This window comes from Vibrio rotiferianus (assembly GCF_002214395.1).
Lineage (GTDB): Bacteria > Pseudomonadota > Gammaproteobacteria > Enterobacterales > Vibrionaceae > Vibrio > Vibrio rotiferianus.
In genome coordinates, this window is sequence record NZ_CP018312.1 from 1,324,533 (window position 1) to 1,349,494 (window position 24,962).

Below are 24,962 nucleotides of genomic sequence, written 5' to 3' on the forward strand. Positions count from 1 at the left end.
GCTAATTATCTATCAATCATCAAACGATATAGTGTCTCCATCGACAGCGGGAAGCCAAAACAGCTTGGTCATTTCCGCCTTATTCAGAAAGAAATAATGTAAGAATTGAATGGAGAAACCATCATGTCAGATCGCAAAATTCTAGTAACAGGCGCATCAGGTAAACTAGGTTCACAAGTAGTAAAAGCATTGCTTGAAGACCTAAATGTTCAACCAAGCCAATTGATTGTGACCACTCGTAACGCAGATAAACTACAAGCGTTAGCAAGCCAAGGTGTGGATGTTCGCGAAGCAGATTTTTCTAGCCCAGAGTCACTAGAGAAAGCATTCCAAGGCGCAGACAGCATGCTATTGATCAGCATTGACGCTTCTGGCCCTCGTACTCAAGCACACTTGAATGCGGTATCGGCAGCCGAAAAAGTAGGAGTGAACCATATTGCCTACACATCCATGCCTTCAGCAGAAAGCTCGCCAGTGATGTTTGCTCATGAGCACGAAGCTACCGAAAATGCGATTAAACAAAGCAGCATCCCTAATGCCACCATCACGCGCAACAACTGGTATTTTGAAAACTTGGCCGAGTACTTTGCCAGCATTCTGCAATCCGGTTATTGGTTGACGTCGGCAGCAGAAGGTCGCTCGGCTCAACTGTCACGTAAAGATCTGGCTTTTGCTGCGGCGTCTGCTTTAGTAAAACCAGCACAAGGAAAAGTGATCTTGCCAATGAACGGCGCGCAATCTATGACACACGCAGAAATGGCGAAAGTGATAGATAAAGTACTGGGTACATCGATTACTATGGTGGACTTATCTGATGAGGATTACCAAGCGAAGCTTGAGTCGTTTGAACTGCCTGCACCAATCGTAGAGTTGTGCGTCACAATGGACAAGCACAACCGCGGAAACTATTCAGATGGCACGAGTGAAGCGTTTGAAAAACTTACTGGTAAACAACCGCAAAGCTTTGATGCGTGGCTTGAGGAGAATAAAGCAGAGCTACAGAAGCTAGCGAACGTCTAAGATAAATTGAACTAGAAGAGGGACTCATGTGAGTCCCTTTTTTTGTTTGGAGTGGGAAAGTTGTCCTCTGTAGCTTTCTCCAGACTCTACGCTTTCCGTCAGTACCATCCATTCGCTTTCGTTATAGGCCTGAGGCAAGCTCCTCCGATTTCCGTAACAAAGCTCATGTTGCTAGTCGTAGCCTACGACTAATGTCTAACTGCCTGAGACTATTTGTATTTTTTCGTTTGGTATAAGGTACTAGCAACTGAATTTTAAGAGTTCATAAAGATCAGTCATCGAGTTCTCGTAGCAGAGAATTTATAGACAACGACTCGCTTAATCTTCGTTTAGTGAGTAAACAACGTTGGTTGGAAAAACACACCTTAGAGTGTGAACGAAAGGAATCACAATGAGCAGCACTTTAGAGTCCGTACATATTGGAACAGATAAGCCTAAAGCCGGTGAGGATGAACTCACTTATGAACAACAACATAAACCTAGCTCGGAGTTTGAGTCCCGAGAACAATATTTAGAGCACGAGTTGCAAATCATGGCGCCTAAACGTTGGCGTCCCAATTTGCCGTTTAAAGATTATCGATTTGAGGTAGAAGACACCATTCCAGCGATGGCCGCTACCATTGGTAAAGTCGTTATGGTGGGTGCCATTGCAGCAACCTTTGCCGGAGCGCTAGGGTTGAATGAAGGCTTTATTTTAGAAAATGTACGTTATGAACTACTTATCGCCTCTGTTTTCATTATTCTTTTCTCAGGCTTTCTATTGCCGACCGCAAACCTCGCGGGTACACACGGTCCACTCATCCCATTAATTCCTATCGTCGTTGCAGCAGGTGGGCACCCAATGGCCTTTGGTCTGCTGATTGGCGCTTTTGGAATACTGTTAGCCATCAGTAAAGGTGGCAGCATGTTGGCAAATCTCACCAGTAAAGGCGTGTGTGGTGGTCTATTACTCTACCTTGGCTTTGTTGGAACCGTCTCTCAAGTCAAAAAGCTGTTCGCTTGGGCAGAGGGAATAGGGATGAGTCACATCGCTTTTGTCGTGATCTTTTGCACCATTATTTTATATGCATTGTTGGAACATTTTCGTAAACGTTGGTTAGCAGTCCCTCTTAGTTGCCTGCTAGGCGGTACGTTAGCTTTTGCCATGGGCGCGCCGTTTTCTTTTCAAACCGAGCCCGGTTTACCCAATATGAACCCTATGTATTGGTGGGGAGAAGACACAGGTTGGATGCTAGGCTTACCGACGATTGAGCATTTCATGGTGGTATTGCCGTTTGCTATTTTAGCAGTGGCTATGTGGTCACCAGACTTCTTAGGACATCAGGTCTTTCAAAAAATCAGCTACCCGAAACGTACCGAAAAAGTACACATGAATATCGACGATACGATGACCACTGCTTCTATTCGTCAGACGTTTGGTTCTCTTCTTGGTGGCACTAACTTTACCTCTTCATGGGGGACTTACATCGTGCCAGCAGCAATTGCTAAACGCCCGATTCCTGCGGGTGCTTTGCTGACGGCTCTGTTTTGTATCATCGCTGCTGTTTGGGGCTACCCAATGGACTTAGCGATCTGGCAACCTGTACTTTGTGTTGCACTAATCGTTGGTGTATTTGTTCCTTTGTTAGAAGCAGGAATGGAAATGACGCGTGAAGGGAAAACCACGCAATCGGCGGCGATTGTTGTATTTTCTTCTGCGCTCGTTAACCCTGCATTTGGCTGGTCTCTCACCATGCTGTTAGATAACTTAGGCTTAGTCGGCTGTAAAGAACGTAGTGGGGAGCTGAGCAAAATGAGTCGTTGGGTATTGCCTGGCATTATGTTTGTTGTGCTAACGAGTGTAATGGCGTTGGTTGGCCTACTACCGGGGATTCCAGCGATTATTCCAAGTTTTCGTTAGATAGGCCCATGCTACGATTTAGGGTTTGAAGAACCTTTTTCTAACCTGATAGAAACGGTTTAGTTCTTTGGAGCTAAACCGTTTTTGCCCCTTTTCAATTTAGAGTAAAAAGTCATTCACACTCTGTTAATGTACATTTGCCCTATAAAAAGTTATTTTACTGAAGATTGATATTCAATATGTATTACTCGTCCGTTCAGTTATTTCACTAATGCAGTGCTTGACGTGAATTCAAAGTGATCTTTTCTCTAATTTAAATGTACTTTTGATGCTTGCTATTCCCTTACCATTTGTTGCAGCGCTATTGTTACTCATGACTGGTATCGTGCTTCGGTACCGGTACCGGCATACTAGCCAAAAGCCATTCTGGTTTGTCATTCTTTGCGCGTTAATGGTTACGGTAGTGGGCCTGCGATGGACGTTTGATATTGCGTTTTTTCGCTTCCTACAACCCATTCTCAGTGCCAGTGTTCCTGTGGCGGCTTGGCTGTGCTTTTCAGGTGCTCATCGAAGTCAATCTAGTACACATTTGCATTGGCTAGGCCCGATTTCTGTTTTAGTTGGCTCACATTTTTATACGCATCTCTGGGCGGGAACCCTTGATGTATTGCTGATCTTGCTTTATCTCGGATATGGTGGTTTGCTTTTGAAGTCGTCGTGCAGCATTCCAGAACAAGTGCGGCTAACTGATGTATCGAAAGTGTTGGTTGCTGAAAGAGTTGCAGGTGCAATGCTGCTATTCTCGGCTTTGGTTGATGGTATGCTCTCTTACGATATCTTGCTGTTGAATGCGCAACACACCAGTCTGATCTTGTCGATTAGCTATCTTGTCTTTATTCCTGCCGTTGTGTCTGCCGTAATAGTGGTCAGTATTAGTACGCCTGTCCAAGAAAAACCCAAGCGGCTGCAGGCTTTATCTTCCATGTCACAACGCTCTTTAGAAGAGGTCGGCACATCGACCACACTAGCTAGCAGTTTAGATGACGACCAAACTGAAGAAACCGAACAGATCATGGCTAAGTTCGATGCATTAATGAGTGATCATCAATTATTTAAAGATCCTGATCTGTCTCTCAATCGCTTGGCACGAAAGCTAGGCATTCCTGCTCGTAAGATATCGTCTGCGGTTAATCAAACTCACCAACAGAACATTTCTAAGGTGATTAACGCCTATCGAATTGAGCACGCTAAGACTCTTTTGAAGCAAACTGATGAAGTGATAACAGAGATCTTCCTAAGTTCAGGCTTTCAGACCAAGTCTAACTTCAATAGGGAGTTTTTAAGGATAACAGGGCAAACTCCGAGTGAGTTTCGAAGTTCGCCACAAGTGTTAGATTGAGTATGTTTGCTTTTTGTTTATCAATTCAGAAAGCTAACGATGTCATTGACGAACAATTGATGTAACTGGTCGCGAGATGTAGCAACGCCATCTTTACAAATAATACCATCGCCTGGCACCTCCTTATTAAGCATGGATACCGCACCAGATTTACAGCCTTGAATGAAGCTGAAATGGGTTGCTTTCTCATAGACTTTGTAGCGTCTTGACTTCAGTGGCATGTGCTCAGCAATATAGCCAGACTCTGATGCCTGAGGAATATCTCCTATATCTATCCCGGCTGCCAGTATCAATGTTGGCACTTTAATGTCATTTAAGCTGTCGACTGAAAAGCTGCGAGCAAGCCCTAGATCAAGGCTAACCACACGTCGAATCCGAGGGTCTGAAAGGTCTTTTTGGTCAGGCTCTTCATCTTGGATTTTGTCTAGCCCTAGCTCTTCAGCAAGCCCACAAGTACGTGGGTTGGGGTATACAAGACAATTTGCCTCAAAGGTTTGCCTGTCGATTTTCGCTCCCGCCAGTTGCATCACCGTCCAACCACCTAAAGAATGTCCAATTGCGCTAACATTATCGGCGATAGCAGACTGCTTCCAAGGGGCTTCGGATAACAAGTAGTCCAGGACACGTGATACATCTTGTGGTCTTTCCCACCATTTTGCTGCTTGCTTTGGGGATTGATCGAAAGAGGTGGTTCCCGGATGATCAACGGCGGCTACGATATAGCCTTGACTCGCAAGTTTGGTCGCCAACCAGTTTTGATTACGCCAGTTTCCTCGGTAACCGTGTGATAGCAGTATTACTGGAAAAGTACCTGATTGGATTTTTGCGTCTTTGATGACTTGTGTACCGATGAACGCGGGGTTATCTCCAATTAAGGTTGTGTATGATGTATCTCTTGTGGGATACCAAATGGCAGTGTTTAGCCTGCGATTTGGATTGTCAGTTAAGGTCACTTGAGTGAATCCGACGCTAGAAGCTATGGCTGAACTGCAAAAGCAAAGTAGAGATGAGAACAATAAATGTTTCCATTTCATGGTGTTAACTCCAATTGAGGTGAATGGAGTTAATATGTGATAAGTCTCGATATTACGAGACCTAAAACACGATCTAGGACGCCCTAAATCATATTTTAGGACCCAATCTAGCTATTAGGTTTTCGTTACCTGCCTCTAGGACGCTTTACGCTGCATCCCAAAGTTTGGGTTTTACTTGATTAAAATTCTGTACTTCTAGTGCCCTATACCATCAAATCTGTACACCGAGTTAAGCTAATTTCCATAATGATAATTATTCATGATTCTTTAATATTGGAGCTTTCGAAACTCATTTCTGTCCATGGGCGCTCTTGCGCGCCCTGAACGACAGTAATCGAAACTGCTACAACAGTTGTAGTCAATAACCAGACTTTATGTTGACCAATAATACCTAAGAGGAGGTCAACATGAGAAAGTTATCATCAGGAAAATGCAGCGGGATAAAAAGACCATTCAAATTGGAAGAGATTTGGCGAATCAGAACTAGGCTAGAGCTTGAAAACGACCTAATGCAACTTGCACTATTGAACCTAGCCATTGATAGCAAGTTGAGGGCGAGTGATCTACTAAAACTGCACGTATACGATGTTTCTTCGCAAGGAGTGATCTATGAGAGGGTTCAATGCACCCAGCAAAAAACAGGTACAGATGTACACTATGAGATTACTCCGAGAACACAACAGAGCATTAGTCGGTGGGTTTACTCTGCATCCCTAGATACAAGTAGCTTTTTATTTCCAAGTTGTCGCCGCAAAGGGCGACCTATCAGCTACTCATTCTATCGCTCAATTATCAGAAACTGGGCTGAAAAACTGGGATTGAATGCTGACTATTACGGCACTCATTCCATGCGCCGTACTAAAGCCACTTTAATCTATGCCAGAACGAAAAACATCAGGGCTGTACAGATCTTACTTGGACATTCGAAGCTAGATAACACAATTCGATACCTTGGCGTTGAGCTAGAAGATGCTTTGAGGCTATCTGAGAAAACAGACTGCTGACAGGCGGGATCTGCTACAGGCTTTTCCTCTGAAAAGCCTGTGCCCCATTGTTTGCTAGAGTCGCATGACCAAGTAAGCTATGGTTAAGTAATTTGCCTTACTTTTTCTTGTACCTGCACCTTAACCATATGATCAAATATACTCATTCATTACATTCTCCTATTGTCAGAGAATAGTGTTTAGTATACGGATGTTGTAATCTCATTCATGAATTTACTTACCGCAGAGTTATTGAATGTCTAGAAGCCAGCGATTACTTGATTTACTTCAACTTCTACGTTGCCATAAATACCCAGTATCAGCCGAGCATCTATCTCAGAAGTTGTGTGTCAGTGTTCGCACCATCTATCGTGATATTTCAACCTTGCAATCCCAAGGTGCAGAAATTGAGGGAGAAGCAGGACTAGGCTATATTTTAAAGCCTAGTTTTACGTTGCCGCCGTTGATGTTTACAAAGGAAGAGCTTGAGGTGCTTTTGTTAGGTGCTAACTGGGTTGCAAAACAAGCAAATGGTGAATTTAGCGATATCAGTAACAATGCGATTGCCAAGATCTCAGCCGTATTACCTAGGGATCATAGCATCAAACATGATGAAGATGTGATTCGAGTAGCCTCTATCATTGAAGTTCCTGAGTTAACAATAAACCTATCTAGTATTCGAGAGACGATTGAACAACGATACAAAACGACAATTGAATACATAGATGGAAAGCAAAATACCAGTTCACGAGTGATATGGCCGATCCTTATTGGTTTATTCCAGCATCATTATGTTCTCGTCGCTTGGTGTGAAACACGAAAAGCATTTCGTAATTTTAGACTAGATCGAATATCAAAATGGTCTCCCTTAGCAGAGCATTACCCTTCATCTCGGCAAGCGTTATTGAACAAATGGCAACAAATAGAAGGAATTAATGAAAATGGAATTCGCTACTGACAAAAACTGTCACTAATATTGTTTATATTTATTTTCAGTAGCACAGTTACTTTCCTCTCAATGGACTGGTAACTCTTTTCAATCATTAAAACAAAGTATAGGTATCTTCATGACCAACTGGACTATCGAACGTCAAGAAAGCATCCGAATCGACGATGTGACAATTTATTTTGATATTGTGGGAGATAGCAGCAAAGCTCCATTAGTGATGCTCCATGGCGGTGTCGGTAGTATTGAAGATTTTGATGTACTTACTCCTTCACTATCACAAGATTATCAATTAATTAGAATTGATAGTCGCGGTCATGGTCGTTCTACGCTAGGCAGCAGCGAACTAACATATCAGCGCTTAGAGCAGGATGTTATTGCTGTGCTTAACTATTTGGGGATTAAAGAGACGGCAGTTCTCGGCTTCAGTGATGGTGGTGTCGTTGGCTATCGTTTGATGACATCAAACTCAGTAGTTATCAATAAGCTGATAACGATTGGCTCCGATTACAAATTGGAAGCGAATTCGACTATTTATAATATTTATTCGGGAGTGACAGGGCAGAGCTGGAGCGAGAAATTCCCAGATTCATATCGACTTTTTAACGAGCTAAACCCAGAGCCGAACTTTGATTCGCTCGTCGCTGAAATTGTTAGAATGTGGACGGATACAAGCTCATCAGGCTACCCCGAAAATACGATTGATCAAATTGATGGCAAGGTACTGGTGATACGTGGTGATGAAGATTTCTTTTTCCCTCTTCCAGCAGCATTAGAGCTAGTTAATCGACTTAAAGACTCATCGTTTGCTAATGTCCCATTCGCTGGTCATGAGACACATAAGGATCAGCCAGAATTTGTTTGTAATGTAATTAAACAGTTTTTACTCTAAGAACACACTAGGGCACGTAGTATATGTGCTCTAAATTTTTCTGTCCTCGTATTTTGAATCACTCTGTTATCTGTAGATTGGTAGATGTGTGTGGGTTCTATACATCATATCGCGATCGATTGAACACATCTGGCATAAAAGTGTCATTTGAGTTACTTCAATTAATCCGACACTTGCTAATTTAGTAAACTGTATAACTTGTTTTTGTCCGTGCGACGTGAAGTCGCATGAAGCGCTGTTCACCGCGATAAGAGTGAACCGTTTGTATCACCAGACGACCCTAAGGCTCTGAATAAAGCAGCGAGCCTGACAATGTAACGAAGTTTGGCACTGTGCCAAACGGGAGCAGAACCGTGAGGGAATGCTCCTCCTGATAACCACGAATTGGGTGAGTGCTAGGGAATCAGTATGATGAACGAAAGTGAATCCATGTAAGGTGCGTTATATGATGAAGCAGCGGAAGTGGTTAATACGCTGTGGCCAAACGGCAACGGGAGTAGGAAAGAGGTTGGACAATACTCTTTCGTGATCGACAGGCTCCCCGCACTATAGTGGGCATCTACCCTGATATTGCGCGACATGCGGAACACGGTAAGCCAGTATCGTCCCTTCGGGAAAGCTGTCTGTGAAGAGAGCCGATAGCGGTGCTGGTAAAGGAGGTTGGAAAAAGCGAAGGCTGCATTGTAATGATGCAGATATAGACGGATGTCTGACACGAAAGTGTGCCCACTTCCAACTGGTCTCCCATTGCAAGATGATTTGGAAAACTTTATTTAAGAAGGAACGCAGATGATCTCTTCTCATGAAGTGAGTGCCCCTTCTGGCAGCGCCCAATGGCAATCCATCGACTGGAAAGCGGTTGAGCGTCATGTGTTAAGGCTCCAGATGCGCATTGCAAAAGCAATCCGAGAAGGTAAACACGGTAAGGCGAAAGCACTACGGTGGATACTGACTCACTCGAAAGCAGCAAAGCTTCTTGCTGTTCGTCGAGTATCACAAAACAAAGGCAGTAAAACGCCAGGAATTGACGGTGACATCTGGAACACCGATGCACGTCGAATGGCGGCAGTCAGTTTACCGAGCAGAAAAGGCTATCGAGCCAAACCGCTCAGAAGGATCTATATCCCGAAGAAAAACGGCAAGCTCAGACCATTAGGTATCCCGTGCATGATAGACCGTGCGCAACAAGCGTTACACCTTCTAGCACTAGAACCAATATCGGAAACAATTGCCGACCCTAACAGCTATGGGTTTAGACCCAATCGAAGCGCAGCCGATGCTATACAACAGTGCTTCAAATGTCTATGCAAAAAGGGAGCAGCACAATGGGTTCTTGAGGGGGATATCAAAGCTTGTTTCGACAAGATAGGTCACCAATGGCTACTTGATAATATCCCGACAGACAAAAGGATGCTCAAGCAATGGCTGGAATGTGGCTATATAGACAAAGGTCTCTTCTACAAAACGGCGGAGGGAACACCACAAGGCGGGATAATTTCACCTACCCTGATGTTGCTCACTCTTGTCGGACTAGAAAAGCTAACTAAGTCTATCGCTCGCAAGACAGGCAGCAGAGTAAACTTTATAGGTTATGCTGACGACTTTGTTATCACTGGGTCTTCAAAGGAAGTTCTTGTGAATGACATCAAGCCGCAACTGATGGCTTTCTTACAAGAAAGAGGTTTAACGCTTTCCGAAGAGAAAACGCACGTTACTCATATCAATGATGGTTTTGACTTTCTTGGCTTCAACGCCAGAAAGTACAAAGGGAAACTGCTCATTAAACCGAGCAAATCCAACGTATTATCATTCTTACGAAACATGCGTGACCTCATTAGAAAACACGCAACAATCCCAGTAGCCGATCTCATTAAGATGATGAATCCAAAGCTACGAGGATGGGCGAATTACTATCGCCATTGTGTTGCTAAACAAACCTTCGGCTATGTTGGTCATCAGATGTTTCTAACGTTATGGCGATGGTCAGTTAGGCGTCACCCAAACAAGGGACGTAAATGGATCGCACATAAGTATTTTCTGAACTTGCAAGGTCAATGGACTTTCCATGGCTGGTTCAAAAAGGCAGGAAAGTATGGCGTGATCAGGCTGTTTGACATCGCTAAGGTGCCAATTAAGCGACATGTTAAAATCATGAGTCAAGCGAATCCGTTTGATCCTTTTTGGGAAGGTTTTCTCAATGAACGTAAGGTGAAAAATACAGGTCGCAACTCATGGTTTGATCCTGTCGCCACTGCTTTGTGAGTTGCTGGGTAACAATAACGCCTTAGTGGAGGCTTGAGCCGTATGCAGTGAAAGTTGCACGTACGGTTCTTAGGAGGGTGGCATCTGGTAACAGGTGTCGCCTATCCGACATAATTGTGCCAGGCCGAACTGTTCTGGCACGTTCATGCCCCGCTTCGTGCTAGTGACTTAAATTTAAGCATGCTCTGAGATGTTCATATGGATAATTTTTTGTAATGCTTAATGTTATTTTAAGTGTCTGGCTGAGGTTAGTTCTCATTAAAGTGCATCATGACAAATTCGATGAATAGACGTACGCGCATTGGCAGGTAGTCACGATCGCGATATAACATAAACAATGTGCGTACTTTGCTGCTCCAGTTAGGTAGCACATGATTCATTTCACCCTGAGCAATCATTGGTAATGCAAAGTAATCTGGTACGTATCCGATACCTAACCCTTTTTTGATGGCGTGAGTCAGCATCAGGATTTCATCCACTTCCAGTCTTACCCCCTTATTGGGGTGATAATCAAACTCTTGACCACTCTCTTTATGTACCAACTGCCACGGTATCATAGGGCGACAAATGATTGTTGGATGACCGCATAACTCGTCTGGTGTGGTTATGCCAGAAATATCGTAGTCAGGATGAGAGCACAAAATGAAATGAACGTGCTTTAACGGCCTCGCAATCCAGTTGTCAACTACCGGGTTTCCGACTCGAAATACCACATCTATGCCTTCTGCTTCAATATCAATTAGAGAGTTGGAAAAGCTAATATCCAGTTGAATTTCTGGATATTGCAGCAAAAAATCATAAAAAATAGTACGCAGAAATTGTGAGCCTGCGTTGATGGGAGCGGAAATGCAGATTTTCCCTTTAGGCTGATATTTATCCCGATGAAGATCTTCATCAATATCATTGAGTTCATCAAACAGATCGACCGAACGTTGAAAATACTGCTCGCCAATGTTGGTCAGGACAACCCGGTGAGCATCTCGGTTGAGTAGACGAAGCTGTAAATCAGCTTCTAGTTGGCGGATACGGCGGCTCAAGGTTGAAAGTGGCATACCCAAAGAGCGGGCTGCGAGTTTGAAACTGCCCGAACGAGCTACAGCACAAAAACAGCGCAGATCATCTAAGGAATAGTTAGGTTTCATCATTGGAATTTACTGTCTTAATTTTGCTTGTTTATCCGATTATTGAAATCAATACACTAAGCAATATGTTTTGACAAGTTATTTGGAGTAACGATGAAATTTGATTCAACGATGAAAGCAATTGTTCTTCTTATTATCTGTACCTTTTTTTGGGGCAGTTGCTTTCCAATTGGTAAACACGCGTTAGACGAAGTACACGCACTTACTTTGGTTTTTTGGCGTTTCGTAATTGCGGCCGCTTGCTTGGCTATATATCTCAAGACCGCGCATATGCCCAAGCTAAACTTGAACTCTCGCCAATGGTTATGGGTTATTGTGGTTAGTGCTGTAGGCGTAGGTGGCCTTAACCTCGGTTTATTTACTGGCTTGGCATCCACCAATGCTACTAATGGCTCATTGATCATGGCACTTAGTCCTTTGATGACGTCACTGATAGCATGTATAGCACTGCGAACTTTACCGTCTCTTGTGCAATGTTTGAGTCTGCTAGTGAGTCTAACTGGTGTACTTATGGTGATTACTAATGGTCATCTTGAAACCTTAATATCCATGCATATCAACCATGGTGACCAGTTGATTTTCTGTGGCATGTTAGCCTGGAGTTTATACACCTATTTTAGTCAGGGTATCAGCCGCTGGATGCCGGTGATCCCTTATACCTTTGTTGGTATGCTGAGTGGAGCCGCTGTAATTGGCGTCATGTGTTGGGCTTCCCCTGAAGTGTATCCGTTCGCTGAGCTATGGAATAGTACAACCCTGGGGATGTCGGAAGTGGTGTACATCGGAGTATTTGGAACAGTTGCGGGTTATCTGCTGTGGCTAAATGGTGTGCGTCACCTTGGATCTGCGAATGCTGCTCTGTTTTTCAATTTTGTTCCGATTTTCTCCGTGCTAACTTCATACATTCTTGGTCAAGAAGTTACTGCGTTACAACTATTTGGCATTATGGTTGTTATTGCAGGTTTGCTGCTGCCACGTATTCCCCTAGTTAAACGCGAACCTAAAACTTGTCATGAATCCTAAGTAGGCACACAGTTAATCATTGATAAAGGTGGATTGTTTCCGCCTTTTTTAAATTCTCTCTTGGCACTTTGTAAAGTAAAAGTGCCCCAAAATCGCTTAAAGTTACCACACTATACAACTGAGACAGTATGTGTTTGCCCTACTAAAAGTTATCCATTGCCCAAATACTGTTAGCTGAATCCCCGCGATGTATCGCGGGGGATATTCGACCAAGCACTAGTCTATCGCTAAACTTGTTCTAAGATCTTATTCAGCAACCTTAATTCTTTATTAGCTCGCTCGAGGCGGTCTCTGCAATTTTGAACAAGCTTCTGATCAGCATTATTTACAAACCCTTGATTTTCTAATTGACGGGTAGTTTGTTCCCTGACTCTCTCATGCTCTGCTTTTTCATTATTCAACTTCTCGATTGTTTGCTCTTGATTTAACTGAGCCTCCAATACCCATAACTTCTCATAGATAGTCTGTACTTCTGAGCTAGTCGTCGCATGAGAAAAATTATAGTTATACTCATCAAATGCGTGGTGTTCTTGATTCTGACCACTCCAGTTTATTAAGTCGTTTTTCAGATAGTTAAAGGTGTCGACATTACCGTTCAATGATTTTGCAAACTCGCGATAAGTTGCCTCTAAGCTGATTTCCAACCAATTGTCTTTTTTGAGTTGCCTGCTAGAAAATGTCGTCGTTATTTCAACTTCATTTTTAACACAATACTCATTGACCATAGTCTCAAACCAAATTCGTGAGTAGACCAGTGCTTGACGAATGTCGTATACCTCAAGTGCTTCTTTAACTTTTTGAGAGTAGTTAACACCAAAGTTTTGTATAACTATCCCCTTTGGTGTCGATTTCAATATTTGACTTGAAAATGTATCCGCATCAGTTGCTCTTTTATGTCTGTTGGAAATCTTTTCCCAGAACATTCTGTCATGCGTTGTAATTATCCTTTGAACATTTTTTAGATAATCATCATCACTAAACATATCAATAATGTTTGACCTATGTTCGGTATCAATTGCATTGACTACATCATCGAAAACTATCACTGGATGACAGTTTTTCTTTGCTACAGATAGGAGTAAGGCAAGTCCTAATCCTCTGAGATGCCCTTCACTTAATACACAAAACGCGTCGTCTTCACGACCATCTTGCATCTTAAGAACAATTCTATATGTTCCACCTTTTTGCTGAAATTTAACTTCGGACACTAGTTCGTTCGGGTTGTCATGCTTATTGATTTGGTTGTAATAGCTCAGTGTTGATAGTTCTATCCCACTTATATTTACCGATTCTATTTCTTGCTTGTACTCATTAAGTTTTGAAAATAATTTCTTGTAACTATCTTCAAGCTGTTTTGCAAAGTCGTTAAACTCCTCGTCTAGCCTTATTTGACTAGCATGAGCTTTGCTTTGTTTGAGAAGACGAACTATTTCTTTATGTGTTTCCTGTAATACCTTAGATTTTGCATCAATATTTGTCTCAAAAACTGTAGCAGATTTGAGCTTTTTCTCGATATCGTGGATTTTGGCGTTAAGAGATTCGAGGCGTTTTGCTTGGTTTGCTACTCTATTGTTTCTTGCTCTAATATCATCATTCACTTTCTCAATTTCAGTTGAGAACCCGCCTAATGCTGATAGATGTTTTAAATACTCTGCTGAATTAGATGTGTCTGATGATAAAATACTGTCGATAGCTGAAACCAAGTCTTTTGTTAGAGCATCTCGGTGTAGCTCTAGGCTCGCTTTTATATAAGCAAAGGAAACTGCTATTCGTTTTTTTAATTGATGCTCTATCTTTTCGCAGGTTATAGATACTTGCTCTAAGAACTCCAGCTTCGGTAACTCATCTTCAACTACTTTTTTCGGATGCTTTCGAACATCTTTAATAGGTGTTTCACAAGTTGGGCAGTTTGCAATTTCGGAGATGTCACCGAAGTTTTTAATAGCCTTATACAAATCTTTGTAGTTAACTTTAGTCGCATTAGTTGCTAAGACTTTTCTTCTGCTTGCTAACAAATCAATTAACCAAGTAATTGAATCGACATATTTATGTAAGGAGTTTAGCTTAATTTCTTCACTAGGAGCTTCAAATTTCTGAGTACTTAGCATTAGGTATTCTTTCAACCTATCGAAGTAATTTTTCCTTGTCAGTACATGAGTATGTTCATACCTTTCTAACCCAAATATTTCTGCTAAGAGCTGCTGTTCTTCTTGGATTTCGTCGTTTTTTATTTTTCTCAAGCGCCTTTTATCAGCGAGTTGCTGGGTCACCGCTTCATAACTGTCTTGACCAGCCGTTCTAACAAACTCAGCAGCTTTGAATGACGCAGGCTTAACCATTCCATTTACAATGTTGTCAATTTCTTCAAGCTCAAACAATGTAGCCAGAACATCCGCCTGTCTGACGTTCGTATCCTTTGAACCCAATAGTGAGAATTCTTGTAGTCTGTTCCTATCAATAAAGCAGCTATTCCAAAAGGGGGATTGAGGGATGGTTCCATTAACCAATTTACAGCTAATACTTGGTGACCCACCATTCTTTATGTAGCTTTTTAACGGCGTATTTCTTCGACTCGCTTCTTTTACGTTATTAGTAAGGCTATATTCTATAGCTTCACATAATGATGTTTTGCCTCCACCGTTTGGTGCAAAAAAGACATTAACCCCCTTGCTAAATGGGATTAGCGTCCCTTCGTCATTGTCGTTGAGCGAAGAAAACCCTCTAAAGTTTTTGACTTGTAATGATTTCAAAGGTGTCAGGACTAAATTGGAGCCGTCACGTGCTAAAGCCATATTTTGGTCTACAATTCGCCTGTACCTTTCTACATTCTTTTTCATTCTTCTCTTTATCTTATCTATGTCACCAAGCTCCGAAAAAATTACTTTTGTCAGTTTCTTGTCTTTTTGATTTTTAATGAGGGACAATAGATATAGATAAGAGACATCATCATCTAGAATCTGACTTTTTAGAAAATTATTTAAATGATAACTCATGAAAGGTACACCTGTGCAACTGGTTGTAAAGGAATGCTATCATTGATAGTAACTGCATGTTACCCAAAGTTTAATTCTTAAACCGTTAGATTGATCTATGTAGTTGTTAGAGTGTTTTGAAAAAGCGAACTTAATGAGTTCGGCTTCTTTCTCCTTTATATGACCGCATCGGAGAAGTTAACAGCTTTCCATATCTGTAGTTATCCATAAATGTCTAATTTAGGAAAGTCACTGACAAGCTTTTGTCCAGATGAGTGCTGGTTTGGCATTTAACACAAAAATGCCACATTTATGGTTAGATCCTTTACTCATTCATACCTTGTTAATTGGAGTTTTTATTCAAGCTTATCCGATTGAGCTAACATAAAAAGACTTCATTATTGAAGGGTGAAAGAGGACAATCTGTCATCTGATAAGCCTTGGTTATTTCATTTCATCAACCTTACTTTTCGTTGAGAAGTAAAAGTGAATCGATTTATCTCACATTATTTTTTTGAATAATGATATGTAATATCCATAGTTTTAATGTGTTATGACGTAATTATGATTAATTATAGGAAGAAAATTTATTTGGTATCTCTATGTGTACTTTTGGGCTGTAAGACAACGGAGCAAATAGTACAAGTTAGAGAGGTCGCTGTCTCCAATATGGATAGCTTAGATATATGTTATAACCTGGGAAAGCAAGCTGATTTTGACTACTGGAAGCTTATTAAGAATGAACAGTTTCGAAGAAAAAATACAAATCATTCATGGGATGTTCCGAACAGTTTGTGCAGAAAAGTTACTGAGATGGGTAGAGTGGCTCTACTGAAAAGTGAGATACGAAAGCAGAGGCACAGAGATGAGTTAGTAGAATCAATTAATAGTGCTTCTAAGTCTATAAGTGATGGATATCAGAAATCGGCAGATGTCTATGGTTCGCAAACTAGAACTACCTGTCAAAGCTATGGCTCCGAAACTAACTGTATTTCATATTAATAAATGGCTAATGAACTGTTTAAGAGTGATTAGCAACGCGTGGCATTTTTACTATGAATTGTGTTTAGTATTTAAAGCAGTATTCGGCAATATAGGTATTGCGTTGCTCACCTTAACAGGGCGTTATACGCATCATCGCTTTAGCGAGTAATTATAATGATGAATAAACTGGAAAATATAGAAAAATTACTAGAAAAGTACGGACTTTCACATATATTAGGCAGTCCCTTTGATAACGCTTTTGGTGTTTTTGATAACAAAAAAGAAGATATCAACCTCATCGTGTTAGGCACTAATGGCAACATGACAGATGCGACAAAATCCAATTTAGAATGGGTGAAAGAGAGAGCTAGAAATCCGAAATACAGTCACCTTTTATCTGGTGACTGGGGAGCGTCGCCTTTGCGAAAAGAGCTAATCAAGCTCCCCGATGTCCTTAATGAATGCTTTGGAAATTCGAAGTTTTCCGTGTCAAATATGATTCTTACTAATGGGCTTTTATTAGCATCCAATGGAGTTAGTGATATCAAAAATCAGTTTGAGATACTGAGAAGTGAAACAAATATGTTCATTAATTTTAAAGATTTGCTTAATGCATCAATGGGATTCTTTAATGACTTCGTAGTGAAAAATTCTAGCCCTAAAGTAATCTTCGCCTATGGTAATGCTGACCAGGGGCATTCTGCGTGGAAGTATTTGCGAGATTATTATCCGAAGTTGAAGGAAATAGTTATTGTCCCTATCAAATCGACTAGCTATAAGTTTTGTTCATTAGATATACACGGAGAGGAGGTGTTTGTGATTGGGTCTCCACATCCTAGCTTTCATTATAACAAACTAAACAAAGAGTTAATCAAAGAAGGGCTTGGGAAAGTTGGTGCTATACCATACCTAAAGCAAAGTGTTTAAAACAGATTCGCAACGCGTGGCATTTCACTATGCGTTCAGTTTAGTGTCTTAGGTGGTTCCGGAATTACATTGCTCAAACCTTAACAGGACGCTAGGCAACTATCTAGATCATGATCAATAGGAGTTTGAAATGAATAAGAAGTTAAAAATGTAAGTGGTTAATCTCGCAAACTTACAGTCTAGGTTGCCCAAACTAAGTTAAGTTTCCATTTGTCCTACTTTTGCTAATACCAGTATGACAACAAAAGTATTCTTGCCCCATATTTATTAATAGAGCCATAAATATGATAAACAACCAGTTTTTTAAATATGTCCAGCTTCTACATGAAAATTACACAAGAAAACCGGAATACAACCTATTCAGTGTACTACGGTCTGAATCAGATGAAGTGAGGCTACACTCAAGGTTCCTAAGTGATCTTCTTAACCCCAAAGGTAGCCATAACTACCACAACGCGTTCCTCAAACTATTCTTAAAACACTTCAAAGACAACTTTCAACTCGATCTCACACAGGAGGTAACAGTAGACAATGAATACAAAAATATCGATATCCTCATTCGCAGTGGTAAGACAGCAATCGTAATTGAAAACAAGATCTACGCTTCCGATCAAGAAAAGCAACTCTCGAACTATTACCGAAAAATGAAAGATGAGGGGTATGAAAATATCAAACTCATCTATTTAACTCGAACAGGATATGAACCTAGTGAGCAAAGCACAGATGAACTACCTGACAAAGTAAAAGAGAACGCTTTAAGTCTTGCTAGTTATGAACATGATATTTATGAATGGATTTCTAAGTGTACCGAGACTGCTGCCAGAGATGCCCCTTTACGCGAAGCTTGTATCCAGTACCTAGATATCATCAGCAAGATCACCAACAAAATTGAGAACCAAGATCATATGGAAGAACTTAAAACGTTATTACTCACAGACAGCAACTTGGCGAGATTCCCAGACCTTTTAACCGCATATAACGAAGTACTGGTTGATCTACAGTTCGATACGTGGAACAAGATTGCAGAAGGTATAAGACAAGAATTTGGTGGACTAAACTACGACTCGATTACAGAACAGGAATCACCAAAAGATTTGATTAGAAATTATGTAGAGAACAGGCGCAACTCTAAATACTACAACGTTAATGTAAAACTGGATGGCTACGAGAATACTTATATTCTAGTAGAGCAAGACCACCACATTTACTTTGGTATTTACTGTGAAAATGGCTCTAACTCGCCTGAATATAAAGAAATCGCTAAAAAAACAGAAAACTTCACAAGCTCATATCGGTGGAACTTGATGCCAATAGGTATATATGTCGAACCCCAAATCAACTTTAAGAACCTAACGCCAGAAAACCTTAACTACTTAAAGGTTGAAGCAAACCGACAAAGCTATGCAGATTCTATAGTTAATATGCTTAAAGAGATTATGACTGCTTTAGGATAGAAGTGTAGAGGTATAGGGGTTTCGCCACCGATTAGAGGTAGTGATATGGCCTAACAGCTCTTGTTCTGGTCGATACAATGCCTAAGATAATCCGTAAAAATAATGAGTTAGCAAACACACTGACTCATTTATGTCCAAAAACAAGCCAGTGACTCTTCAGCCCAACTAAGTCAATATAATCTCTACACAAACAAAAAGGGGCTACGTGAGCCCCTTTCTTTATTGGATAAACAGCTGTTAACCTAGGCTTTCTGTTACTACTGGTTTGGTATTGCGTTTAGCAATCCAGTAAGCAATGCCGCCCCAAACTACCGTCAGTATCCAAAGAGCAGTCCAGTGTTTAGCTACTTGTTGCCACGTTGCGCCCATTTGGTTGAGAGCTAAAAAGCCTTTGATTGCCCACGTGCTCGGGCTCAAATCGGCAAACCAAAGCAGCGGGGCAGGGATCGACTCAACTGGCCAGATAAAGCCTGCTAAGAAAATTAATGGCATTGAGCTAACCAGTACGACTAATGTCACCAGCTCGCGTCTTGGTAGCAAGTACCCGAGCCACAAACCTAAACCACAACAGCCAAGCAAGAACGGTAACAGCAAGGTCAGCAATTCACCGGCATTGGCAACATGATTGACGTTCAAGCGTTCAAAACTGAAGCCAAAGTAGTAGGCGCTAAGTAGGTAGTAGATAGCAACGAAGACCAAGGTTCTGGCTAGTAGTAGAGCGCCCGTTGGCACTTGTGACCAATACCCCCGACCATGACGTTGTGTACCTGTCTGCAAGCCGACTGCCATGATCAATGTTTGTTGAAGGATCAATACAAACACCGCTGGCACCACGTATTCGATGTAGCCCATGGTTGGGTTGAAGGTTGGCTTCATGTTGAGTTTGATTGCCGAGTAGTCGTGGCTCGCCATGCTCAGTGGCACACCATCAATCACCATCTTGCTTACTTTAACTTGAGCGCCAAGCGTACCACCAGCTTGTGCTAAACCTTCGACGACTGTGCCGTACACCAAGAAGTAAGAGGCATCAGCGGCATAAGCTAGAGTTGGGCTGCTGCCAAGCATCAAGTCTTTGTAGAAGTGTTCTGGAATCACCAAAAAGCCAGTAATTTCACGATTTAAGAATGCTTGTTTTGCATCGGCAATCGTGTGTAATCGTGTCACGACTTTAACCTGAGGCGTCGCATCGACCATGCGTTCTAAGGTTAAACTGGTTTGGCTTCCATCGAGATTCACAATCGCTATTGGTTGTTCCCTCGGTGTTTGTTGTGCGTATGGAAGTGGGTATAAGAAGGAGTAAAATACCACGCCACCAAAGACCGTCAGTACCACGACAGGGTTGGTCATCACTGAGCGAAGTTCTGTTTTAATCAGTTGCCACAGTGTCATACAACCTCCTGTTTGCTATCTGTTGAAGACGCGCTGTTTAGCAAAGCTGTGTTGCGATGTTTTGCCATCAGTGCTGCCGTCATCAAGAGCGGGATAATGTATCCAACCATTGGCCAGAGTGAGCCAATAGATTGCGCCGCACTTGCGCCGTAGCTTGCTTGGTCCACTTGAACTTCGATGTAATGCGTAATTGGTAATAAGCCTCGCCATGCTTGCGCTAACGCGTTCATATCGGAAACGGGGAAGGTAATACCCATAAACGCGAAGCTTGGCGCGGTAAATGCGCCAGCAAAGCTCATTGCACGTGCTGGATCCATCGATAGGAAGAAGAACAACGCTCCCATGATGATGCACGCGATGGTCGTTACGAACTGCGCTAACAGCATCACCACATAACTGCCTTCCATCGGCCAGTCCAGCACCATGTAGAACCAGACTAAGAACAGCGCGCCTTGCGCCATAAAGACAGGAATGTACTGGCTTAGAATTTTGCTTAGTCGAGTGAAAGGGCGCTCGCCTAAGAAGGCAAAGCTGTTGTTGCCGTTACCATAAAGGCGAAAATGCGCCGCAAGGATCAAAATGGTGCTGACCACGACACAGATCTGCCAGATCGCCGGAACAATCGCTGTTACCAAGAACTGAGCGTAGTTGGTGTTACGGTTAAACAGAGCTGTAATCTGGGTGGAAATCGGTACGGCCTGCCCAATGGCGGCCAACGTTGTGGTATTGCCTTTTGCTAGGTTACCCATGGCTTCAAGCTGAGCATCAAAATACCCTTGAGATTGCGCAACCGCAGAGTTAATCAGCTTCGCAACCAAAATGTATTGGCTGTTGAAGAAGACCGATAGCTGCGGTTGTCGATGCAAAAGAATGTCTTGGTCAAATTGAGGGGGAATCACAGCATAAGCGTAGATATCACCCTCGATCATTGCGTTCTTCGCTTCTGTTGAACTGGTGTAGTGGTAATCAACAGAAAGAGTGGAAGAAGCATCAAGAGACTGAATCATCTTGCGTGACAATTGCGAGTGCTGCAAATCAACCACCCCAATCGGGAGATCTCTGGCAATACCTGCAGAGAACACGCCCCAAATAGTGACGGCCAATAAAATCGGCACCCATGTCAGGCAAGATAACAACCACTTATCGCGCCGCAGGATTTGTCGTTGTGAGATTTGAATCGTCATAGTTTTAAACCAACGCGATTACAGCTCGACCACAACGCTCATGCCCATTCGAAGCTCAGGCTCTGGTTGGGTAGGGCGAGCTTCGACCTCGAAAGTGCGAAGATCAAACCCTTTCGATGCGTCTGTTGCTCGCCACGTTGCAAAGTCACCCATTACCGCAACGTGAGTCACTTTAAACTCAAGATCTTTATCCAGCGCTGGTAGGTAAGCTTTGAATGTCGTGCCTTTGGTGAAGTGCTTGAGCAAGTCTTCGCGTACGTTGAGTGTTGCCCATGAGTCTTGTGTATCGATAACGGTAACAACAGGGAAGCCTTGAGGTGCAAGCTCACCGCTTTGTAATAGGACTTGAGATACTTCACCATCAAACCAGCTGTAGATTTGTGTGTCTTTTGCGTACGCCTCTACTTCCGCTACTGCGCCAGCCGCCATGCGAGCTTTCTCTGCTGCTGCAACTTTAGTTTCGCTACGTGCGCCTTCTTTTGCCATGTTGTACATTTGGAATGCTGCGCTTTCGGTGTATTTTGAAGCTTGCCATTGCGTCATTGCTTCATCGCGTTTTTGCTCCGCGACCACACCATCTTTATAAAGGTTGTTTACACGTTGGTAGGTCTTTTCCATCAAGTCAGCCGCCGCTTTCGCTTTCAACCATTGGTCTTTTGCGGCTTGGATTTGTTGCTCACGCGCGCCTTTTTCTGCTTCTAGTGCCAAGGCGCCAGCGGCTTTTTCACCCGCCTTCGCTTGTTCTAGTTTTGCTTCGATTTCTGGGCTGTGAAGAGTGAAGATCAATTGACCTTTTTCTACATCATCGCCTTTGCGCACCATGACCTCATCAATACGACCAGGAACTTTAGAAGAGATGCTGTATTGCTGCGCTTCAATCAAACCTTGTAAACGAGCTGGTTCTGGTTGATACGCTTGGTAGAACTGGTAACCAACCCAAGAAGCGACACCCAAAGCGCAAAGTGATAGTAGAGCGGGTTTTAGAGATTTTGCTGCCATGACTTATTTTGCCTCTTTGGATGCTGGAACGTAAGCAGTGTGTTGGTATTGAGCGAAGCTGTTCATTTCGCTGCTCAGTGCTAATAGTTTGGTTAAAGAAATCAGATAACGGAAACGTGCCGCTGATTGCTGTGTTTCTACGCTGGCGATATACAGTTGCGCGTCAACGACATCCAAAGATGACGATAAGCCTTGAGTGAATGCTTTTTCGCGCAGGCGTAGGTTCTCATCTGCAAGGGCAATACTGGATTCTAGACCTTGCACTTCATCAATGGCTTGCTGTGCCTCTAGGTAGGTCTTTTGTACCAGAAGCGACAAGTCCTGCTTCGCTTGTGATTTCAGCGCATTCACTTGCGTGACCATGCTTTGTGCCGCTTTCACTTTCTCGCTGCGGCCTGTGGATTCAATTAGCGGAATGTTAACACCGACGCCAACTAACCAATCTGGTTTCATTTGGCTAGCAAGGGAGTCGTCTTCATACAGGCTGTAATCACCGTATAGATAAACTTCCGGATAGTATTTGCCTTTCTCAGCTTTGATTAAGCTCGATGCTTGTTTGTGCTTGGCATCCAACAAATCTAAGCCCGGGTAGGTCAGCAGGGTTTGATCAACAAACGCGCTCAACGGCGGTAGATTGTTGTTAATAAACAGGGTTTCTGAAGGCTCTACCGAGTCGTTCTGCGCTAAGATCTTGCCCAGAGCCGCTTGAGCGATACTCAGGTCACTGGTGGCTTTGCGCGTTTCAACTTTAGCCTTGTCTAATGACGCTTCAGCTTGAAGGCGTTCAACACGAGCGATTTGGCCTTGTTCTTCCATTTTAATCGCAAAATCACGGTGCTTGGTTAAGCCTTTTTCTACCGCTTGGCGTGTTGCCAATACTTCTTTGGCTAGAACAACAGAAAAGTAGTATTTAGAGAGATCTTCAAAGCGGGCTTGTTGCTCCATCGCGAGCTGGCTTTTCGCCTCGTCCGTTTTACCTTCTGCGGCGGTTTGAGCCGCATTGATGCGGCCGCCAGTAAAGATAGGCCAAATAGCGCGAATAGAAGAAGAGAAGATGTCACGCTCTGTGATCGTCGATGTGGTGTTTGCGAGAGCACTAAAAATAGGTTGGAAAACGGGTGGAACGCTGATGTGTTGCCCAGTGCTATCGAGAATTTGCTGACCAGATAGGGTCACGTCTGTATCTAAACGCGTGTAATTCGCGCCGATGCTGACTTGTGGCAAGTTGAGGTTGTCTGTCGCGCTTTGCTGGTATTCATAGCTTTCTACGTTAGCGCGTTGTGCTTTAAGGGAATAGTTGTTTTCTAACAACAAATTCCATGCATCATCGAATGTGATGGGAGCAGAGTGACAGGCAAGAGAAATCGAGCTGCTGAGAAGGCCCAAAATCCAGAACTTTCCGGTTTGTTTCATAGTGGCTACTTTGCTTTAGAGTATAAGCTCTAATATAAAGTATTCATGAGACAGTGTTAAGTGATTGAAGAAAAGAAATGTTGGATAAATGTTGCGTCCAGTTAAGAAGTCCTAAGCTAGACGCAGCATAGTTGTGTGACTGGTGCTAAATCACTTCATTGAAGGGCAATGATATTCTGCTCTCCATTCAAGCTGACGAGAGCCTCGCATAGTATTCAGTAAGTCTTTACCAGTCATCTGTGGGAATGACAGTAATACTTTTAAATCTGATGTGCTGGCGTCGCTCTTTTCATAAGCTCTGACGTGAGTAAACGTTGAATACATATTCTCTGACAGCATAGCCTTATTCAGGCAAATTCCAAATGTATCGCGTTCCATGTTTTGAGTTTCCTTTTAACTATAAAGCATCTCCATTTATAGTTATTGCAGTTGCAGATGGTGTCTAAGTGTTTGTCCTACGGTCAGTATTTGTATTTTATTATCAATGTGTCTTCAAATTTTCTGACGCAAGTGCTGAGCGTTAAATAGACTTCCAGTAGGCTGCTTTATCATAATGAAGCTCTAAATGGCTTCTGACTAAAAAGTATACGACGGAAAACATAAAAACGCCTCAAAAACAGCTAAATCTGTTGTGATCATGTTCAAGATTTAGATGGCAAAATTTGTATGATGCTGAATAAATTACAACATTATTTCGTTGGTAATATGATTGTTTTTTGATATTTCATGGCGTCTATAAACTAGCCCGTCGGGGCGAGTGATTTATAGAGATAGAGGCAAGATCTGGCGCTTGCCTCGAGTCGCTTAATATTAACAAAGACGGTTAGTCGTCGGCTCCGCATTTAGCGCATTCTTCGTAAGTACGTTCGCCTTCGCTAATCACTACATACTCCTTTACGCATTGGTCGCAAAGTGCAAGCTTAGGGTAAGCGAGTTTTTGCTTCTTGGCGTTTATATTGCCTTCGGTTACGTAGAACTTTCTCATTGGATTTCATTTCAAGTTGAACTGTGGCGAAAGTTTACCTCTATTCATGTGTAATGTTGAGCGATAACCCATTTCTCTTTAACCCGGCGATAAATTGAACGCAATTTGCCGAGA

19 protein-coding genes are annotated in these 24,962 nt (G+C 42.5%); 10 read left to right on the forward strand and 9 right to left on the reverse strand.

Annotation, left to right across the window (positions count from 1 at the left end; translation table 11 throughout):
- Positions 1-123: 123 nt before the first annotated feature.
- The 3 genes from BSZ04_RS15505 (at position 124) to BSZ04_RS15515 (ending at position 4,259) form a co-directional block, all read left to right on the forward strand.
- Positions 124-1,020 (forward strand): SDR family oxidoreductase, encoded by an 897-nt coding sequence (locus tag BSZ04_RS15505; protein ID WP_088880765.1) that lies wholly within the window; start codon positions 124-126, stop codon positions 1,018-1,020.
- A 391-nt stretch (positions 1,021-1,411) separates the two neighbouring features.
- Positions 1,412-2,920 (forward strand): DUF3360 domain-containing protein, encoded by a 1,509-nt coding sequence (locus tag BSZ04_RS15510; protein ID WP_088880766.1) that lies wholly within the window; start codon positions 1,412-1,414, stop codon positions 2,918-2,920.
- 268 nt (positions 2,921-3,188) lie between these two features.
- The gene (locus tag BSZ04_RS15515) at positions 3,189-4,259 is read left to right on the forward strand and encodes a helix-turn-helix domain-containing protein (protein ID WP_080896250.1); all 1,071 of its coding nucleotides are present in this window, start codon (positions 3,189-3,191) and stop codon (positions 4,257-4,259) included.
- Between the two features lie 20 nt (positions 4,260-4,279).
- Here BSZ04_RS15515 and BSZ04_RS15520 read toward each other — a convergent pair whose 3' ends face one another.
- Positions 4,280-5,293 (reverse strand): alpha/beta hydrolase family protein, encoded by a 1,014-nt coding sequence (locus BSZ04_RS15520; RefSeq protein WP_088880767.1) that lies wholly within the window; start codon positions 5,291-5,293, stop codon positions 4,280-4,282.
- A 407-nt stretch (positions 5,294-5,700) separates the two neighbouring features.
- Between BSZ04_RS15520 and BSZ04_RS15525 the strand changes: the two genes are divergently transcribed.
- The 4 genes from BSZ04_RS15525 to ltrA all read left to right on the forward strand — a co-directional run bounded on the left by BSZ04_RS15525 (position 5,701) and on the right by ltrA (position 10,376).
- A complete protein-coding gene (locus tag BSZ04_RS15525; RefSeq protein WP_088880768.1) occupies positions 5,701-6,297 on the forward strand; it encodes a tyrosine-type recombinase/integrase in 597 nt (198 codons plus the stop codon).
- A 235-nt stretch (positions 6,298-6,532) separates the two neighbouring features.
- On the forward strand, positions 6,533-7,234 hold the full coding sequence (locus BSZ04_RS15530; RefSeq protein ID WP_088880769.1) for a helix-turn-helix transcriptional regulator: 702 nt from the start codon (positions 6,533-6,535) through the stop codon (positions 7,232-7,234).
- A 109-nt stretch (positions 7,235-7,343) separates the two neighbouring features.
- Positions 7,344-8,114: an alpha/beta fold hydrolase gene (locus BSZ04_RS15535; protein WP_088880770.1), complete on the forward strand. Its 771-nt coding sequence runs from the start codon at positions 7,344-7,346 to the stop codon at positions 8,112-8,114.
- A gap of 789 nt (positions 8,115-8,903) precedes the next feature.
- The gene (gene ltrA / locus BSZ04_RS15540; protein ID WP_088880771.1) at positions 8,904-10,376 is read left to right on the forward strand and encodes a group II intron reverse transcriptase/maturase; all 1,473 of its coding nucleotides are present in this window, start codon (positions 8,904-8,906) and stop codon (positions 10,374-10,376) included.
- Between the two features lie 248 nt (positions 10,377-10,624).
- Here ltrA and BSZ04_RS15545 read toward each other — a convergent pair whose 3' ends face one another.
- Positions 10,625-11,521 carry a LysR family transcriptional regulator gene (locus BSZ04_RS15545; RefSeq protein WP_231896324.1) on the reverse strand — a complete coding sequence of 299 codons (897 nt, stop codon included), beginning with the start codon at positions 11,519-11,521 and terminating at the stop codon, positions 10,625-10,627.
- Between the two features lie 90 nt (positions 11,522-11,611).
- Here BSZ04_RS15545 and BSZ04_RS15550 point away from each other — a divergent pair, with 90 nt between their 5' ends.
- A complete protein-coding gene (locus BSZ04_RS15550; RefSeq protein WP_088880772.1) occupies positions 11,612-12,541 on the forward strand; it encodes a DMT family transporter in 930 nt (309 codons plus the stop codon).
- Positions 12,542-12,768: 227 nt separating this feature from the next.
- Here the strand turns inward: BSZ04_RS15550 and BSZ04_RS15555 are convergent, their stop codons facing one another.
- Positions 12,769-15,534 carry an AAA family ATPase gene (locus tag BSZ04_RS15555; protein WP_088880773.1) on the reverse strand — a complete coding sequence of 922 codons (2,766 nt, stop codon included), beginning with the start codon at positions 15,532-15,534 and terminating at the stop codon, positions 12,769-12,771.
- A 1,137-nt stretch (positions 15,535-16,671) separates the two neighbouring features.
- Here BSZ04_RS15555 and BSZ04_RS15570 point away from each other — a divergent pair.
- Together BSZ04_RS15570 and BSZ04_RS15575 are read left to right on the forward strand one after the other, a co-directional pair.
- Positions 16,672-17,424 carry a hypothetical protein gene (locus BSZ04_RS15570; RefSeq protein WP_088880776.1) on the forward strand — a complete coding sequence of 251 codons (753 nt, stop codon included), beginning with the start codon at positions 16,672-16,674 and terminating at the stop codon, positions 17,422-17,424.
- 284 nt (positions 17,425-17,708) lie between these two features.
- Positions 17,709-18,878, forward strand: a complete 1,170-nt coding sequence (locus BSZ04_RS15575; RefSeq protein ID WP_088880777.1) for a PDDEXK-like family protein — start codon at positions 17,709-17,711, stop codon at positions 18,876-18,878.
- Between the two features lie 237 nt (positions 18,879-19,115).
- Here the strand turns inward: BSZ04_RS15575 and BSZ04_RS15580 are convergent, their stop codons facing one another.
- From BSZ04_RS15580 to BSZ04_RS25070, 6 genes are all read right to left on the reverse strand, one after another.
- Positions 19,116-20,267, reverse strand: a complete 1,152-nt coding sequence (locus BSZ04_RS15580) for an ABC transporter permease (RefSeq protein ID WP_088880778.1) — start codon at positions 20,265-20,267, stop codon at positions 19,116-19,118.
- The gene (locus BSZ04_RS15585; RefSeq protein ID WP_088880779.1) at positions 20,264-21,451 is read right to left on the reverse strand and encodes an ABC transporter permease; all 1,188 of its coding nucleotides are present in this window, start codon (positions 21,449-21,451) and stop codon (positions 20,264-20,266) included. Before BSZ04_RS15585 ends, BSZ04_RS15580 begins: the two co-directional genes overlap by 4 nt.
- An 18-nt stretch (positions 21,452-21,469) precedes the next feature.
- Entirely contained in the window at positions 21,470-22,450 is a 981-nt protein-coding gene (locus BSZ04_RS15590) for an HlyD family secretion protein (RefSeq protein ID WP_005433845.1), read from the reverse strand.
- 3 nt (positions 22,451-22,453) lie between these two features.
- Positions 22,454-23,863 carry a TolC family protein gene (locus BSZ04_RS15595; protein WP_088880780.1) on the reverse strand — a complete coding sequence of 470 codons (1,410 nt, stop codon included), beginning with the start codon at positions 23,861-23,863 and terminating at the stop codon, positions 22,454-22,456.
- A gap of 150 nt (positions 23,864-24,013) precedes the next feature.
- Positions 24,014-24,241, reverse strand: a complete 228-nt coding sequence (locus BSZ04_RS15600; RefSeq protein ID WP_010448347.1) for a hypothetical protein — start codon at positions 24,239-24,241, stop codon at positions 24,014-24,016.
- A gap of 445 nt (positions 24,242-24,686) precedes the next feature.
- The gene (locus tag BSZ04_RS25070) at positions 24,687-24,848 is read right to left on the reverse strand and encodes a hypothetical protein (RefSeq protein WP_010448345.1); all 162 of its coding nucleotides are present in this window, start codon (positions 24,846-24,848) and stop codon (positions 24,687-24,689) included.
- Positions 24,849-24,962 lie beyond the last annotated feature (114 nt).